This window comes from Sorangiineae bacterium MSr11954, from assembly GCA_037157815.1.
GTDB classification, from domain to species: Bacteria; Myxococcota_A; Polyangia; order Polyangiales; family Polyangiaceae; genus Pendulispora; species Pendulispora albinea.
This window is the reverse complement of the sequence record CP089984.1, coordinates 2417103-2431998: the sequence shown is the minus strand read 5'-3', so window position 1 is coordinate 2431998 and position 14896 is coordinate 2417103. Positions and strand designations below refer to the sequence as shown.

Below are 14896 nucleotides of genomic sequence, written 5' to 3'. Positions count from 1 at the left end.
TGGCGTCCGCCTCTATCAACGTCGTAAAACCATCCTCGTGCGAGCGTCGTGACTCGTATCCGTGGAGCACCGAGCCGCATCACGCTCATCGGATTAAGCACTCCGCCTCACCCCCGAAAGAGCAACCGCCGAGCTTTCGCGAAAACCGTTTTCGTAACCCTTCCCCAAAGGTTGCACGGGGAGAAGGGGAGCGTCGAACCGGCCGAAATATAGGCCTACTACCCTGTTACCTAACGTTACTCATAATTTTATATAGTATACGGAGTGTATTCACCTAGAAGCTCGGGCCCCCATGGCCTGGAGCGCAACAAGGGCAGCATCTTAGTCAGGCGCTTGATATCGCTGCAGAAATGCGCGTTGCGCTCTTCCTCGCTCGCGTAACGCACGGCCGGGCGATTTCGCCCAGGGAACCATGCTTCGACGGGGCGAAACTTTGGGCTTTCGGGCTGCCGATTCCCCGAGCTCGGAGCACGCCGCGTCAAGCCGCAGGCTACAGATGGGGCGGCGCACTCTACTTTCGGAGTGTGCGAGCATTGCGGCCTTCTCCCGATGACGGCGCGCCTACGGGATGGTCAATCGTCGAGGCGATGTTACTGCAACGTCAATGGCTGCGATATCCGCTGGCACGTTGCTTGGCGCGGTCGATATTGAGGTGGAGTAATGAAGAATCTATCGAAAGTTGTTTTGCGGCTCGGCCCATGTTGGTTTGGGCGATGTCGCCGCGACGCCTATTCGAATTGTATTGCCCAAAACCGGACACTTCGATATAGTCGTTACCTTGCGGCGGGTGGGGTGTACGAATGCGCGAGCTGGGTCACAAAGACGATTGTGGCCCGACCTCTCGTAAAATCGGCTGAAGTTGCGCCTATACAACGTGAAGCGCAAGACTTTATTTGGTGAGTCTGCTCGACGGGCTCATAGCAGGCAGGCTTTGGTTTTTGAATTTCTCGCGTGCCGCGACGAATTTCACCGTTTCCGTCCGGTGAACTTGGTCGAGTGCGCGCTAAGGAGGCGATCTGCAATGAGCATCGGAGGCACCTGGTACAACGAGCTCGGTTCACAGATGAATATAAGTCAAGCCGGAGCCAATATTTCTGGAACGTACTGGACCGCTGTCGGGGACGCCGAGGGGGAGTACGCGCTGACGGGACAGATCAACGAGAAACCAAGCGCCGGCGGGCAGGCTGTCGGCTGGACAGTTGTCTGGACCAACACTTATGGAACATCACACAGTGTCACGACCTGGAGTGGTCAATACCAGAGCATTGGAGGGGAGGAGGAGATCGTCACGTTCTGGCTTCTGACCACTGAGGCATCGCCCGGGAGCGACTGGGAAGCGACCAATGTCGGGCAGGATACTTTCACGCGTAATCAACCAACGCAGCAACAGATCGAACGCGCGCGCCGGCGGCGAGCATTTGCTCACCCGCGAAAAGCCACAAGGTAAAGCAGCCACGTTCGCCCGCGACCTCCCGGGGTAACGTTTGGTCGGAGCTCGGGCGCGGTTGGAGGCGAGCTCTCAAACGCAAAGAGGCGCGAAAAACGCAGGGACCTTGCCCGTGCTTCCGCGCCTCTTTGGATGACACCAGGAAGAGGCGAGGCTGTAGCCCGCGCCTGCCCACCTGTTCCCCTACGTTACCTCAGCATTCTTCTCTTTGCTCCTGAGGCTCCGAGTGCTTCAACGACTTCGGCGGCGATGAGAACGCGTTCGAGGCCGCGCGCGATCGGGATCGAGCCGGGAGGGCCGCCAGAGGATCTGCCGGTGTATCCTCCCAGCTCGGCGATCCAGAGGGTGGCTTGTGCGATGCTCGGGATACCCTCCGGGATGGTCTCGTTTTTCTTCTTGTACCTTCGTTTGAGCAAGACGAGCGCCTGGAGCTCCGGGCCTCCCGATCATCGACGCGGACACATGGGATGCTGCTCAGGAATGGCTACGCGCCGGAGCGAAGCACTACGCAAGGAAGGACGGCAAGCCAAAGGGTCAGACGGTCCGCGCGCAGCGGACTCCTTACCTGTCCTCTGGTCTCCTGCACTGCGCCGCATGCGGCGGCAAGATGGTCATCGCCGGAGGGAGCGGGAACGCGCAGTACTGCCGGTGCGAGTCGCACATGAAGCGCGGCACCTGCGACAACGGGTATCGGTCCGAGAAAACGTCATTCGGGCCAGCCTGCTGGACGAGCTCCGACACCGGCTCGCATCGCCTGACGGCATCGCCCACACGCGCAAGCGCATCGCAGAGCGGCTCGGGGAAGTTGAACGCGAGCGAGACACGAAACGAGCGGAACGGCGCGCTCACCTCGAAAAACTCGAGGGGCAGATCAACCAGCTCGTCGACTTCATCGCGGAAGGACACGCCAAGGGCGACCGCGCCAAGACGATCGCCGAGAAGCTTTCGAGGCTCGAAGGCGAAGCCGAATCCGGACGCCGTGCCCTCGCGGCCCTCACTCGTACCGGCGCCCCAGTCAAGCTGCCGAGCGGCGAAGAGATGTTAGCCCTGGTCTTGACCTGAAACGCCGTCTCACCGCGGACACCACGCGAGGCCGAGAGAAACTGCGCCTTCTCTTCCGAGACGGCCGCATCGACCTCATTCCGCAACCGGGCGGCTTCTACGTCGCGCGCTCCGCGTGCTCCCGATGGTGCTTCTAATGCAACCGCCCTCCGAAGCTTTCACTCGGGAGGGCGGTATACAGGCAGCAGTTGCGCGGGTAGGATTTGAACCTACGACCTTCGGGTTATGAGCCCGACGAGCTACCAGGCTGCTCCACCGCGCGCCAATGTTTCGTCCGTGACAACGACGGAGCGTTCGTGGGTGCGAACGCGAGAAATGAAAACCGCCCTCCGAGGCGGGCCGGGGAGGGCGATCGACAGTTTCTCGGTTGCGCGGGTAGGATTTGAACCTACGACCTTCGGGTTATGAGCCCGACGAGCTACCAGGCTGCTCCACCGCGCGCCAATGTCGTCATCGACAGGGCGGCACCTTACTCGCGGTGTGGATGGTGTCAACCCTCGTGCGTGCATACGCGACGATTTTGGGCGATGATCAGTCTGCCTTCATGAGCAAGCCCGTACCCCCGCCGCTCCCTCCCCGCGCGCGAAAAGTCGCGGAGGTCACGCCTTTTGTGCCGGTTCATGCGCCGATTCCGACGGCGGATGGGACCATGTCGACGAGGCAAAAACTTTTGCTCGCCGATGCGGCGCTGGCGCTGCGGGACGAGCAGATTGCTGCGCGCGTCGTGCACTACAAGGCGGAGTTGGCGACGAGCCCGGAGCTCGATCGGATCACCGAGCAGGTGGTGGCGGAGTTCTCGGAGCTTCAGAGAATGAGCCGGGTGGCGCTCCCGGGGCCCGTGGCGCCTCCGGGGCCGCTCACCGATCGCGACAAGGCCCTCCTCGAAATCGAGTTGATTCAGAGCCTCAAGACGATGCTCTCGCGGGTCTTTCGGAGGGACAAGCTGGCCAGCGTCATCGAGCGGAAGCTGCGGGAGCTCTCGAAGCGGTTTGCGCGGCTCTATTTCGAGAGCGAGCTCCACGAAAAAATGCGGGGGGCGGGATCGGCCACCGAGGCCAAAACCATCCGCCAGCCAGAGCAGGCCCTCTACTACGCACTGACGCGAAATCATGACACTGTGGTCAAGCAGCTGGAGTCGTTCGAATACGCCCAGCCAGAGCTCCTGGAACGCGCCAAGGACATGCTCGACGAGTGGGTGAAAGGGCTCCGGCACGAGTTCCTGGGCCGGACGACCCCCGAGCTGAATGCGCTCGTGTCCCTGCTCTCCGAGGGGCTCACGAAGTTTTTTACTCAGGAGCTGCCGCCGCTCACCGGGGAGCTCGCCTGGGAGGTCGTCAAAGAAGCGCGGTTGCGCGATGCGCCGGCGGCCGGGGATAGCCGGATCCGTCCTGGGTACAAGATTGCGGTCGATATGTTTCCGGCGTTTCGGCAGGCCTTCGAGCGGCGGTTTCTGCAGCGACTGGTGCCGTTTGCCGAGGACGAGATGCTCGCAAAGGTTCGCGCCAGCCAAGGGAAGTTCCGGACGGAGACGATTCGCTTCGTCGCCGATCCGCGGATCTTCAGCGACGTCTGCGAGCTCGTCTGCGATGCCGTGTACGACTACCTGTACAACGACGGGTTCCTCGACTTGCCCGCCGATTGGCGGGCGCGTTTGCGTGGGACCTGACTTGCCCGCCGATTGGCGGGCGCGTTTGCGTGGGACCTGACTTGCCCGCCGATTGGCGGGCGCGTTTGCGTGGGACCTGAAATGCCAACGGGGCGCAACCCTTGAAGGGCGCGCCCCGTTTGCGGGGTGGGAGCGACGTCTCGTGTTCGCGGCAGGCGCGTCGCGTTTCGCGCGATGCGTAAGACGTCGCGACGCGTTACTGGCCGGCGCGGGCGGCGGGGAGCGGTGCGGCGGGGGTCACGAAGGGGACGTCGCCTTTGAAGCCTTGCGCCTTGTCGCGGACGGCTTCGACGGCGTCTTTACACGCGTCGCGGAGCTCTTCGTCGACGGCAGATTGGGGGGCCGGGAAGGTCGGGAGCACGTAGAGATCGCAGCTCATGATGGTGAAGCGGTCGTCGACGCGGCGCATCTTCATCTGAAGGTGCATGTCCTTGATGTTGCCGCGCACGAAGCGGCCTTCGACCATTTCGTTGCCGGGCGACGACACTTGGGTGGGACCGAAACGCGACACGTACCAGAGGGTGAGCATCCCCTTCATCACCGGGACCTGAAAGTACACGTCGGTGTTGTCGCCCTCTTTGGCGATCATGCGCGACGTCTTGAATTTGCCGCCCGATAGATCCTTGTAGTGCGAAAAGTCGAGCACTTGCGCGCGGACGGACGCGAGCGGGGCTTGCACCAAGGTTTCAGCGTGGCCGTAGCGCTCCTGGCGGCCCGGCGGGTTCCAGTTCCACTTCAAGGTGTGACCCGCCGAATTGAGGCGATCGAGCTGCGTGTCATCGCTCTCTGCATGTGCATCCGCGGGCGCCAACAGTGAAAGGGCTGCCACAGCCGCGAACGGAAGGAGCCAACGAGCGTGAAAGAGTTGCGACACGAAAGACCTCATGGATTGGCAAAAGTCTGGTAGAAAACGACGTGTTGCCGTCGCCGCAATTTATCTAAGCAGCGCGTGTGCCATCGCTCTCGCGCTACCGGGCTCGCGCATTCGCCCCGGTAGGTGCGTCCTCACCCGCCCCGCGATGGTGACATCCTTTCGATGCTTCGCAAGCGATCCGGCGCGCTGCTTGCATTGCCCGACTTTTCGCCTCAATTCACGACGTTTCGCGCCATAGTCCTACACGGTCGAGGCGCTGAGCACCTGGTCCATCGGCCAGCCCCCTCGTTTCGAGCTCGACGTTAATCAGGCTGCAATATGCGGAAGGGCTGCGATCAGTTGGGGCGCGTAAAGCGGGCGCGTCCCTCGGTGATCCACCACTCGTGGTAACGGGCCTGCGCGCGGTCGCGATCGCGCTTCGGCAGATCGTCGTAGTAGCCGAAGTACTCCTTCGTAATGGCCTTCAGCTCCTCGCCGGCGGCGCGGCGGATGGCTTGCGACTCGTGCACGAGGGCGTCGATGAGCCACTCGATGCGATCGCGGGACGAGTTCGAGTTCCACCACTGGGTCCAGCGGCGGGTGTCGCGGCCAAAGTCTTGACGGGCGACCACCAGGAGCGCGCGGCGGGCGGCGACGGCGATGTCCTCCGAATCGTCGTTGAGCACCGCGATGAACGTGGGAACGGCGAGGGGCTCGCGGATCTCTTCGAGCACCTCCAGCATGGTCAGGCGCTTCTTGCCATCGATGGTGGGATCGCGCACGACGCGCCCCAGCTCGCGCGCGGTCTCCTCGCCGTGCTGGCGCGCCATGCCCGCGGCTGCCCAGCGCGCGGCGCGGCGAACGCGATCGCTCACGTCGAGCAGGCGCGCCACCAGACGCGGGATGGCGTCCACGTAGGCGAGCTCGCGGAGCAGGAACGTGGCCCAGTAGCGCTTTTCTTCGTTGCGGGAGTCGACGTGCTCGAGCACCCAGGGGAGCGCCACGCGGCGCTGCATGGCGATGAGGCGCAGCACCGGGCCGCACGCGCTGGCGCAGGGGATTTCGCCCTCGGCGGCCTTGGGCTCGGCGACGATGGGGCCCGGAAAGCGCGCCATCAGCACCGGCATCGCTTGGTGGCCTTCGCGAAGGAGCTCGCCCTCGGCGTAGTCGTCGTCGCCCTCCTCGAGGTAGCGCTCGACGAGCTGCTCGAGCTCGCGCGACGTGTCCACGATGACCGAGGGCAGCGCCTCCCCGTCGGCGTGCGGCGTGGGCGGCGTCCGCGGGGGGAGGACGATTTGGCTGACCATCGGCTCGCGGTTCGACTGCTCCTCCGCCGCCTCGTCGATGGTGTAAACCGTCTCGTCCTCCGTGGACGCGTCGGAGAAAATTTCTTCCTCCTCGTCGCGCTCCTCCGGCGCGAAGGTTTGCGCCTCCGGTGCTTCGCTTTGCACGACCGGCGCGAAGGTTCGCGCGTCCGGCACGTCGATTTGCGCGACCTCACGCCGGTGTTCGAGCCCGGACTCTGCGATCCGCTGCGCCTCCGCCTCCGCCGTCGGCTGCGCCTCGGCAATCCGCTGCGCCCCCAACTCCACGATCCGACCCGCCCCCGGCACCGTGACCCGTTCCGACGCGAGCTCCACACCACGTCCCACCGCCGGTTCGACACCACGTCCCACCGCCGGTTCCACACCACGCCCCACCGCCGGCTCCACACCACGCCCCACCGCCGGTTCGACACCACGCCCCACCGCCGGCTCGACACCACGCCCCACCGCCGGCTCGATACGCTGTTCCGCCCCCGACGCATCCCCCCGTTCCGCAACCTCCACCGGCTGCGCCAATTCCGCAGGCTGCGCCGCCTGCAACTCCGGCGGAGTATCCCAGCCACTCTCCGCGTACGAAATCCGCTCCGCGACCTCCTCCACGATGCGAGGCGCCGCGGACGCGCGCGCCGCCGCCGCGACCTGCGCAACGGCGGCGACCGGAGTTTCACGCACCGGCGTAATCCGCGCCGCCACGTCCACGACGGGCGCCGGCGGCGGAACCGCCACGCGCGACTCGCCCGCGACGTCGGGATCGGAGGGAGCGGGCGGCGGCATCGACGGCGGCGGGGTCGAGGTGCTCGCGCGAACGGTGGCGGCCCCCGAGAACAGCGCGCGGCCCAGCGCTTCGGCGCGGACGGCGCGCTCTTCGGCGGAGGGGTTGCGCGAGCTTCGCTTCGGCGAGACCAGGCTTGGATCGGACAGACGCCCGCTGGCGAGGGCGCCCGGGCCGGCGCCGGAGAAGCCGCCCAGCTTCTTCTTCAGAATGATGCGCTCGAGCGTCTGCCCCACCAGCAGCGCGAACGTCGGCACGTCGGAGACCGCGTCGCGATCGACGTCGAGATCCCCGGCGTCGCCGTAAAGGATGGCCACCACCCGCGAGCGCACCACCAAGGGCACGCACATGATCGTGTTCGCCTCCAGCGGATGCCCATTGGGCCCGGCGGCGACGGTGGCCGGGAGGCGCTCCAGATCGCGCATCAACACGCCGTCGAGGCCCTCCAGATCCGGCCTGGCCACGATGGGGGCGCGGATGTCGCGCGCCGATGCGAGCATGCTCGGCATGTCGAGCGGCACGCCGATGCCCGCGACCCGATCGCGCGAGGCCCCCGGACCGTAGGCCTCGCGGCCCTCCGCGAGATCCGTTTGGACGATGAAGAGCGCCGAGTAATCGAAATACTGGCGCGCGAAATCGAAGAACAGGTCCAACAATTGGTCGCGGTCGACCAAGACCTCGAGCTCCGTGCTGGCCGCTTCGAACGTGAGCGGGCCCCGGCGCCGGCGGACCGGTCTCGGAACCACCGACGCCTCGCGCACGAGCGTGGCAAGGCGATTCGGCTCCGTCGGGTCCGCAGACGCGAGAGGTTCGACTTCCATCCTCGCTTGGATGTCGGTCGAAGACACCGATTGCCTCAGGCGTCGCTCCGAATCCCCCGGATCCGGACGGGTCACGCGCTCGCCCGGACTGGTCGTGCGCTCCCCCGGGCCCGGGGCCGTCACGCGCTCCCCCGCCCCCGCGCCCGACGCACGCTCCCCTGCCCCCGATCCCGAGACGCGTTCCCCCGACCCCGACACGCGCACCTCCCGCCGTTCGCGTCCTTCATCCGAGACGCGTTCTTCCGGATACCGCGCTTCCTCGCTTCTCGCAAAAACGGGAACGGGCGGCGCCGGTGGAAATGCCCCTACATCGGTTATGGAAGGAGCCGGTGGAGGCGAAGCTTTGCGATAGGACGGTACGGCGGGAGGGCTCGGGGGCTGCTCGGCAAAAGGAACATCGCGGAGCAACGGTGGAAGGTCGCTCGATACGATCCCGCGATCGCCGTGAAGGCGCGAGACGAGACGCTCCAGCCTTCGCTCCAGAGGCGCGCGGAACTCCCGATTCAGCGCTTGCCGAATGCGAACCAAGGGCGCGATGCGCTGCACGATCGGCACCCCCAGCGCAAAGGTGAGCTGCTCTTCCTCGGCCGGTGGAAGCGGCTCGGCCACCACCACCACCAGCTCTTCGCCGCCCGCCGCGACGGAGAGCGGATAAATCGAACGATGCGACGCCAGCTCCGCGGGGATCATGGCGCGGGCGCGGCGCTCGGGCGATGGGAGCACCCCGATGGGCGCGGGCGCAAGGCCATGGGCTTCGGCCGCCGCGCGCGTGAGCTTCTCCTCGTCGACCGCCGCCACCTCGAGCAGGTTGGTGACGAAATCGCCGCCGTAGAGCACTTGGCGCGCCAAGGCCTCCTCGACTTGGCGCATCGTCGCGATTTCGCTCTGGACGATGAGAGAGCTCAGCGAGATGGGGATAGCGTGGGAAGTCAAACGGGGTCTTCTCGAAAATACGCGCCCGCGAAGCTCGCCTCAAGGGCGCCGACGAGGGCCTCGACGGTGTAGGGAGAGGCCATCACGTCGACCCGAATCCCGCGCGCTTCGGCTGCGTCGCGCGTGATCGGCCCGATGACGGCGACCTTCGGCTTCGCGAGCAAACGGCCGGTCTCCGGGCCGAGCGCGAGGCAGAAGTTGTCGACCGTACTCTTCGACGTGAAGGTCACGGCATCGATTGCACCATCTTCGAGCGCTCGGGCCAAGTTGGCGACTTTGTCGGGCCCGGTGGCGCGCGTTTCATAGAGGGCCACGACATCGACCTGCCACCCGGCCACCCGCAGCGCTTCCGGAAGTGCATCACGAGCCACGAGCGCACGCGCGATCAAAATACGCGGCGCCCGACCGGCTGCGCCGCCCCCAGCTCGGCGGGCCCAGAGCTCTTGCAGCGCCTCGGCCAGGCTCTCGCCCCGAAACTCTTTGGCCACGCAATCCGCCTTCAGCCCGTGGGCAGCCAACGCCGCCGCCGTACCGGGACCGATGGCTGCAATCTGCACGTTTCCGAAGGCGCGCGCGTCCCGCCCCTGGCGTAATAATTCCTCCCAGGCGCACGCCACGCCATTTTCACTGGTGAATGCCACGAAGTCATAATCCGTTGCGAGACGCGCCAACGCACGCTGCATCGGCCCCGGATCGGGGGGCGGGTGAATCTCGATGGTGGGATGCGCGATCGCATCCGCACCGCGCGCGCGAAGCAGCGAAAGCGTGGAGCGCGACTGCTCCGCCGTGCGCGTGACCAGCACCCGCTTGCCGAACAGCGGCCGCCGATCGAACCAGGCGAGCGCGCGGCCGTGCTCCACCCCGTCGCCCACCACCAGGATGCGCGCGTCCGTGGAGAGCCGGCGGGCGCGTGTGGCGATGTCCGACAGCGTTCCCACCTGCGTGCGCTGCACCGGGCGGCCCAAATCCGTCAACGCCATGGCCGGTGTATCGGGCGAGCGCCCGTGCTGCAGGAGCGCCGTCACCACCTCGTCCAAGGTGGCGCGGGTCACGTGCGCCACCAGCATGTCCGTGGCATGCGCCAGCGAGGCCCAGTCCCAGCGCAAAAGGCCCTCCGCCGCGGGCGCCCGCAAGACGGCGTAGCTCGAGGCGGCGAACGACGTCCCCGCAAACGCCGAGACCGACGTCTCCGGGCGGGCGCTGGGCACGACCTCGAAGGGCACCTTGGCCTGCGCCACGGCGCGAACCTCTGCCTCGCCGCCCTCGAAGAGCACCTCCGAGCGCGTCAACCGCACAACCGTTCGCCCCTCTCGGGCCAGCGCCACGCACGCCGTGGCAGGATCGTCCCCGGCAGCTTGGCCAGCTTCGCCGGTTTCGCGAGCTTCGCCGGTTTCGCCAGCTTCGCCGGTTTCGCCAGCTTCGCCGGTTTCGCCAGCTTCGCCGGTTTCGCCAGCTTCGCCGGTTTCGCCAGCTTCGCCGGTTTCGCCATTTTCGCGGGCTTCGCCGGTTTCGCCAGCTTGAGCGGCAATCCGAACGGCGGCCTCGGGCGCGATGGCCAGAATTTCCGGATCGGCGTGCTCATCGTGAACGACCGCGTGGCAGGTGGCGAGCGCGTCATGAGCGCGCAAAGGCAGCATGTCTCGCCCGCCCGCGGGCGAAGCCACGAACACCACTCGGCCGACCATGGGGAGCTACCTTCGCGCGCCCGCCCGGCGCCGACAAGCAATTCGTCACGGGGTTTCTTCTTCGCCTGTCCGCAAACCGATGGCGTGGTAGACGATGGCCATGGGTTTTCCCGACATTCGGCCGCGGCGACTGCGCGTCTCGCCGGCCATGCGCAAACTGGTACGCGAAACCTCGCTGAGCCCGAGCGACTTCATTTACCCGCTCTTCTTCAGCGCGACCCTGTCCGAGCCCAATCCCATAGCGTCCCTGCCCGGCGTCTTGCAGCTCCCCGTCAAGATGGCGGCTGCCCAGGCCCGCGAGATCGCGCAGCGCGGAATCGGCTCGGTGATCCTGTTCGGGCTCCCCAAGACGAAGGATCCGAACGGCGATAGCGCGATCGATCCCGACGGCCCCGTGCCCCGCGCCGTGGCGGAGATCAAGTCGGCCGTCCCCGATCTCCTGGTGGTGACCGACGTCTGCGTCGACGAGTACACCGACCACGGTCACTGCGGCGTGCTCCGCGAACGCAAGAACACCGGAGAGCTCGAGGTCGACAACGACGCGACCCTCGACGTGCTGGCCAAAATGGCGCAGGTGCACGCGCGCGCGGGCGCCGACATCATCGCGCCGAGCGACATGATGGATGGCCGGGTGGCGCGCATCCGCCAGGCGCTCGACCAAGACGGGTTCGAGTCGACGGCGATCATGAGCTACGCGGTGAAGTACGCGAGCGCCTTTTACGGTCCTTTCCGGGACGTGGCCGACTGTGCACCGAAGTTCGGTGACCGCGCCGGCTACCAGATGGATCCGGGCAACGCGCGCGAAGCGCTGCGCGAGGCGTCGCTGGACGAGATGGAGGGGGCGGACATTTTGATGGTCAAACCCGCCCTGCCCTACCTCGACGTGCTGCGCGAGGTGCGCCGCGCCAGCAACCTCCCGATCGCGGCCTACAACGTATCGGGCGAGTACGCCATGCTGCACGCGGCGGCCGCCGCCAAGATGATCGACTTGGATCGGGCCATGATGGAGGTGCTCACCTCCATCCGCCGCGCCGGCGCCGACATCATCTTGACGTACCATGCCCTTCGGGCCGCCGAGCTCTTGGGAGCGTGATGCGACCGAGGTGGTGGCGTAAATCGGGCCGCGTCATTCTGTTCGGAGCGCTCGGGAGCACGTTGCTCACGTTGCTGCTGGGCGCCGGGCTCGCGCTCGTCGCGGGCTCCGCGGGATGCTACGGCGATCAATGCGTGGGCAGCGACTTGGAATTTGGCGACAAGGAGGGCGAAGGGCACCTCGTCACCACCGATATTTGGGAGAGCCACGCCCAGAGCGCGAAGTGGCTTCGTTATAGCCCGAAGCGCAGGTATTTCCTTCGCCTGCACGGCTTCGAAGGGCGCAAGGTGTTTCGCGTCATCACCTATGTCAGCCCGGACGAATCCCCCAACGGCCCGCAACCCGGTACGCAATTCACCGTGGCGGGCGGCAACCTCGCCGAGGTCAAAATCCTGGAGACCCCTCCTGGCGAAGCCCCGAGGGTGGTCGTCGCAAACGACACGTGCGCCGATTACTATGCGCGGTTCGAGGTCCAAGCCTATCCGAGCGGTCCCGTGACCGACGCCGGCCCCCCCGATGCGGGCGACGCAGGCACCGGCGCGAACCTCGATGCGTCGAGCGACACCGGCGCGGAATGAGACCCCATCGCTTCTTCGCGTATGGGACGTTGGGCAGCGGGTTGTTCCTGCTCACCAGCTTGGCGTTTCTGACCGGCGGCACCGGATGTTACGGGGACCAATGCAACGAGCCCGCGGTCATCGACTTCGGCAACCTGCCGGGCGAAGGGAGGTTCATCCCGCCGGACACCTGGGAGAGCCGGCCGCTGGACTCGCCCGATTGGCTCCACTACCCCGCGAAGCAAACGTACCGTTTTTGGTTGCACGGCTTGGAGGGCCGCCGCATTTATGCGCCCGAGGCCCAAATCGCGGTCATGCGCGATCCGAACGCGCCCAACAAAGAGGGCGAGGACCGACGGCGCTTTGCCCCCCTGGGCGGTAACTTGGCCGAGTACCACATCGAGGAGCACGGCAAGGCGGGTAAGGCCCCCGTCATGACCGTGCGCAACGACACCTGCGGCGAGTATTACTTGTACGTGAGGGTCAGGGCCGAGCCGGCCCCGCCTTCGATCGATGCAGGCGGCGCGAGCCTCGGTCCGAGGCCCACCGATTCGAGTCGAGACGCCACGAACGACACTGGAGCAACGGAATGAGTCATCCCTGGCACGACATCCCGATCCCCGAGCCCATCGAAGAAGGCTTCCCCGGGTTCATCGAAATTCCCCAAGGCTCGCGGGTCAAATACGAGCTCGATAAGGACACGGGGCTCCTCAAGGTCGACCGCATCCTCTTCAGCGCCGTCCACTACCCGGCCAACTACGGATTCATCCCGCGCACCTATTGCGACGACGGTGATCCCCTCGACGTGCTCGTCCTCTGCCAGGAGGCCGTGGCGCCCATGTGCATCATGCGCGCGCGCGCCATCGGCGTCATGCAGATGCGCGACGAGAAGGGCCTCGACGACAAGATCATCGCCGTGCACCTGGACGATCCGGCGTACTGCGAATACACGCACATCCGCGAGCTGCCCCGCCACACCTTGATCGAGCTCCGTCGCTTCTTCGAGGACTACAAGCTGCTCGAGCACAAGGCGGTCACCGTGGAGGACTTTCAAGGCCCCTTCGAGGCCAACCGCATCATCCGCGAATCCATCATCGGTTACCAAAAGCTGCGCGCCGCCGAAGCACACTGACCCCCGCGCCGGGCGGCGCTCCGCGCGGGTTCGTGCGTATCGCGCCGGGCTCTATTTCGCGCAGGTGCGTGCGGGATCGTGCCGGCTTCATTCGCGCAGGTGCGTGCAGATCGCGCCGGCTTTATTTCGCGCGGGTTCGTGCGGATCGCGCCGGGCTCTATTTCGCGCAGGTGCGGAGGCACGCCTTGTAGGTCTTCGTGCACGTCTCGCATCCGTCGGCCTTGCACGCGCCGCGGCAGGTGCTCCACCCGCGATCGCACTCCCCGGTGCACCCGGCGAGGGGTGGCGGCGCCTCGGGGCTCGTTGCCGCGGCCGCACCCGGTGCGCCAGGTGACGCGGGTGCGCCGGGTGTCCCTGGTGCCGGGCCAGGTGCCGATGACACCGACGCGGCGGGCGCGAGCGACCAATTGCCGTTGCCGGGCGCGGAGGTGCCGGCGTCGTCCCCGCCCCATGTTTTGGGCGGCGGCGTAAAGGCGCTGGTGGGCGCCGGGGTCGCGCTCCATGCGCGCGCACCGACCTCGCCGGGCGCGGCGTGCATGAGCGCTTCGTCGGTGGGCAGCTCGTGCGGACGGCGGATGGCTTGCGCGCGCGCGTGGGCGTACATCACGCGGTCGCGCGTTTGGCCGTAGGTGTAATGGGCCAACCAATCGCGCCAGCACTCGCCTTTCTGTTGCATGGCAACGTTGGGGTTCTCCTCGAGCGCGTAACAGTGCTCGAAGCGCGCGTCGCCTTCGTAGATCGCTTGAAAGCTGGGCCCGCAGGCGGTCATGGAAGCGAGTGGAAGAACGAGAAGAACGAACGGCGCAATTCCAGCGAGCAGAGCCAACCGAACGGGGCGCATCATGCTTCCTTTACTCTACGGCCTTTTCCCCTAGAGGTTGAACGGCTACCTTAGAAAGGCGAATCTCACCCATGTTTACCGGACTGGTCGAAGCCACTGGACAGCTTACGCGGCGCGATCGCGTCGGCCCCGATGCGCGTTTGGAAATCAAGGTCGGCGACATCGGCGAACCGCTCGTGCTCGGGGAGTCCATCAGCATCGATGGCTGTTGCCTCACCGTGCAGACCATCTTGCCCGACGGCTCGGGTTTCGTCTGCGATGCTTCGTCGGAAACGTTGGCCCGCACCACCCTTGGCGAGCTCACCCTGCCGGCCACCATCAACTTGGAGAGGGCCACCCCCCTCGGAGGCCGCATGGGAGGGCACATCGTCACGGGGCACATCGATGGCACCGGCGTGCTGCTCGAACGCGAGCCCGTGGGCGAAATGTCCAAGCTGACGTTCGGCTACCCGGCGAACCTCGCGCGCTTCATCGCGGAAAAAGGCTCCATTTGCGTCAATGGCGTGAGCCTCACGGTCAACGGCGTCGGCGCGGACCGGTTCGATGTCATGATCATCCCCCACACCGCCAAGGTGACCTCCCTTGGAATTCTTTCCCCGGGAGGAAAGGTCAATCTCGAAGTCGACGTGCTGGCGCGCTACATCCTGCGCGCGCGCGAGGTCGACTCGCACGCCGCGCTCACTGCGTCTACCAAAAGCGGCACCTGAGA

General features: G+C 66.1%; 13 protein-coding genes and 2 tRNA genes. 8 read left to right on the top strand and 7 right to left on the bottom strand.

The genetic code is table 11. The annotated features are described in order from the left end of the window. The first annotated feature begins 1021 nt into the window (after positions 1 to 1021). On the top strand, positions 1022 to 1447 hold the full coding sequence (locus LZC94_09940) for an avidin/streptavidin family protein (protein ID WXB17581.1): 426 nt from the start codon (positions 1022 to 1024) through the stop codon (positions 1445 to 1447). A gap of 188 nt (positions 1448 to 1635) precedes the next feature. Here LZC94_09940 and LZC94_09935 read toward each other — a convergent pair whose 3' ends face one another. After that, positions 1636 to 1863: a hypothetical protein gene (locus LZC94_09935; GenBank protein ID WXB17580.1), complete on the bottom strand. Its 228-nt coding sequence runs from the start codon at positions 1861 to 1863 to the stop codon at positions 1636 to 1638. A 178-nt stretch (positions 1864 to 2041) separates the two neighbouring features. On the opposite strand from LZC94_09935, the gene LZC94_09930 reads away from it, so the two are divergent. Continuing rightward, positions 2042 to 2509, top strand: a complete 468-nt coding sequence (locus tag LZC94_09930; protein ID WXB17579.1) for a hypothetical protein — start codon at positions 2042 to 2044, stop codon at positions 2507 to 2509. A 188-nt stretch (positions 2510 to 2697) separates the two neighbouring features. Here LZC94_09930 and LZC94_09925 read toward each other — a convergent pair. Continuing rightward, positions 2698 to 2771 (bottom strand) — tRNA-Met (locus LZC94_09925). 105 nt (positions 2772 to 2876) lie between these two features. Beyond that, positions 2877 to 2950: transfer RNA gene (locus tag LZC94_09920), tRNA-Met, on the bottom strand. Positions 2951 to 3053: 103 nt separating this feature from the next. On the opposite strand from LZC94_09920, the gene LZC94_09915 reads away from it, so the two are divergent. Next, complete coding sequence (locus LZC94_09915) at positions 3054 to 4175, top strand: hypothetical protein (protein WXB17578.1); 1122 nt, start codon at positions 3054 to 3056, stop codon at positions 4173 to 4175. 196 nt (positions 4176 to 4371) lie between these two features. On the opposite strand, the gene LZC94_09910 is transcribed toward LZC94_09915, so the two are convergent. The 3 genes from LZC94_09910 to LZC94_09900 all read right to left on the bottom strand — a co-directional run bounded on the left by LZC94_09910 (position 4372) and on the right by LZC94_09900 (position 10516). Then, a complete protein-coding gene (locus tag LZC94_09910) occupies positions 4372 to 5004 on the bottom strand; it encodes a hypothetical protein (GenBank protein WXB17577.1) in 633 nt (210 codons plus the stop codon). Between the two features lie 380 nt (positions 5005 to 5384). Beyond that, complete coding sequence (locus LZC94_09905) at positions 5385 to 8879, bottom strand: hypothetical protein (protein WXB17576.1); 3495 nt, start codon at positions 8877 to 8879, stop codon at positions 5385 to 5387. Then, positions 8876 to 10516 (bottom strand): uroporphyrinogen-III synthase, encoded by a 1641-nt coding sequence (locus LZC94_09900; GenBank protein WXB20369.1) that lies wholly within the window; start codon positions 10514 to 10516, stop codon positions 8876 to 8878. Before LZC94_09900 ends, LZC94_09905 begins: the two co-directional genes overlap by 4 nt. Before the next feature lie 148 nt (positions 10517 to 10664). Here LZC94_09900 and hemB point away from each other — a divergent pair, with 148 nt between their 5' ends. Genes hemB through LZC94_09880 form a run of 4 tightly spaced genes read left to right on the top strand, consistent with a single transcriptional unit; the run spans position 10665 to position 13346 of the window. Then, entirely contained in the window at positions 10665 to 11657 is a 993-nt protein-coding gene (hemB, locus tag LZC94_09895) for a porphobilinogen synthase (GenBank protein ID WXB20368.1), read from the top strand. Then, a complete protein-coding gene (locus LZC94_09890) occupies positions 11654 to 12235 on the top strand; it encodes a hypothetical protein (GenBank protein ID WXB17575.1) in 582 nt (193 codons plus the stop codon). Before hemB ends, LZC94_09890 begins: the two co-directional genes overlap by 4 nt. Continuing rightward, a complete protein-coding gene (locus LZC94_09885; protein WXB17574.1) occupies positions 12232 to 12807 on the top strand; it encodes a hypothetical protein in 576 nt (191 codons plus the stop codon). Before LZC94_09890 ends, LZC94_09885 begins: the two co-directional genes overlap by 4 nt. Next, positions 12804 to 13346, top strand: coding sequence for an inorganic diphosphatase (locus LZC94_09880; GenBank protein ID WXB17573.1), 543 nt, complete (start codon positions 12804 to 12806; stop codon positions 13344 to 13346). Before LZC94_09885 ends, LZC94_09880 begins: the two co-directional genes overlap by 4 nt. Positions 13347 to 13503: 157 nt before the next feature. Here the strand turns inward: LZC94_09880 and LZC94_09875 are convergent, their stop codons facing one another. Further along, positions 13504 to 14190 (bottom strand): hypothetical protein, encoded by a 687-nt coding sequence (locus LZC94_09875; GenBank protein WXB17572.1) that lies wholly within the window; start codon positions 14188 to 14190, stop codon positions 13504 to 13506. A 68-nt stretch (positions 14191 to 14258) separates the two neighbouring features. Between LZC94_09875 and LZC94_09870 the strand changes: the two genes are divergently transcribed. Next, a complete protein-coding gene (locus LZC94_09870; protein ID WXB17571.1) occupies positions 14259 to 14894 on the top strand; it encodes a riboflavin synthase in 636 nt (211 codons plus the stop codon). Positions 14895 to 14896: the final 2 nt, after the last annotated feature.

Coding starts and splice junctions, on each gene's coding strand:
- LZC94_09875 (WXB17572.1), bottom strand. CDS start 14,190: ATGATGCGCCCCGTTCGGTTGGCTCTGCTCGCTGGAATTGCGCCGTTC.
- LZC94_09880 (WXB17573.1), top strand. CDS start 12,804: ATGAGTCATCCCTGGCACGACATCCCGATCCCCGAGCCCATCGAAGAA.
- LZC94_09940 (WXB17581.1), top strand. CDS start 1,022: ATGAGCATCGGAGGCACCTGGTACAACGAGCTCGGTTCACAGATGAAT.
- hemB (WXB20368.1), top strand. CDS start 10,665: ATGGGTTTTCCCGACATTCGGCCGCGGCGACTGCGCGTCTCGCCGGCC.
- LZC94_09900 (WXB20369.1), bottom strand. CDS start 10,516: ATGCTGCCTTTGCGCGCTCATGACGCGCTCGCCACCTGCCACGCGGTC.
- LZC94_09870 (WXB17571.1), top strand. CDS start 14,259: ATGTTTACCGGACTGGTCGAAGCCACTGGACAGCTTACGCGGCGCGAT.
- LZC94_09885 (WXB17574.1), top strand. CDS start 12,232: ATGAGACCCCATCGCTTCTTCGCGTATGGGACGTTGGGCAGCGGGTTG.
- LZC94_09930 (WXB17579.1), top strand. CDS start 2,042: ATGCGGCGGCAAGATGGTCATCGCCGGAGGGAGCGGGAACGCGCAGTA.
- LZC94_09915 (WXB17578.1), top strand. CDS start 3,054: ATGAGCAAGCCCGTACCCCCGCCGCTCCCTCCCCGCGCGCGAAAAGTC.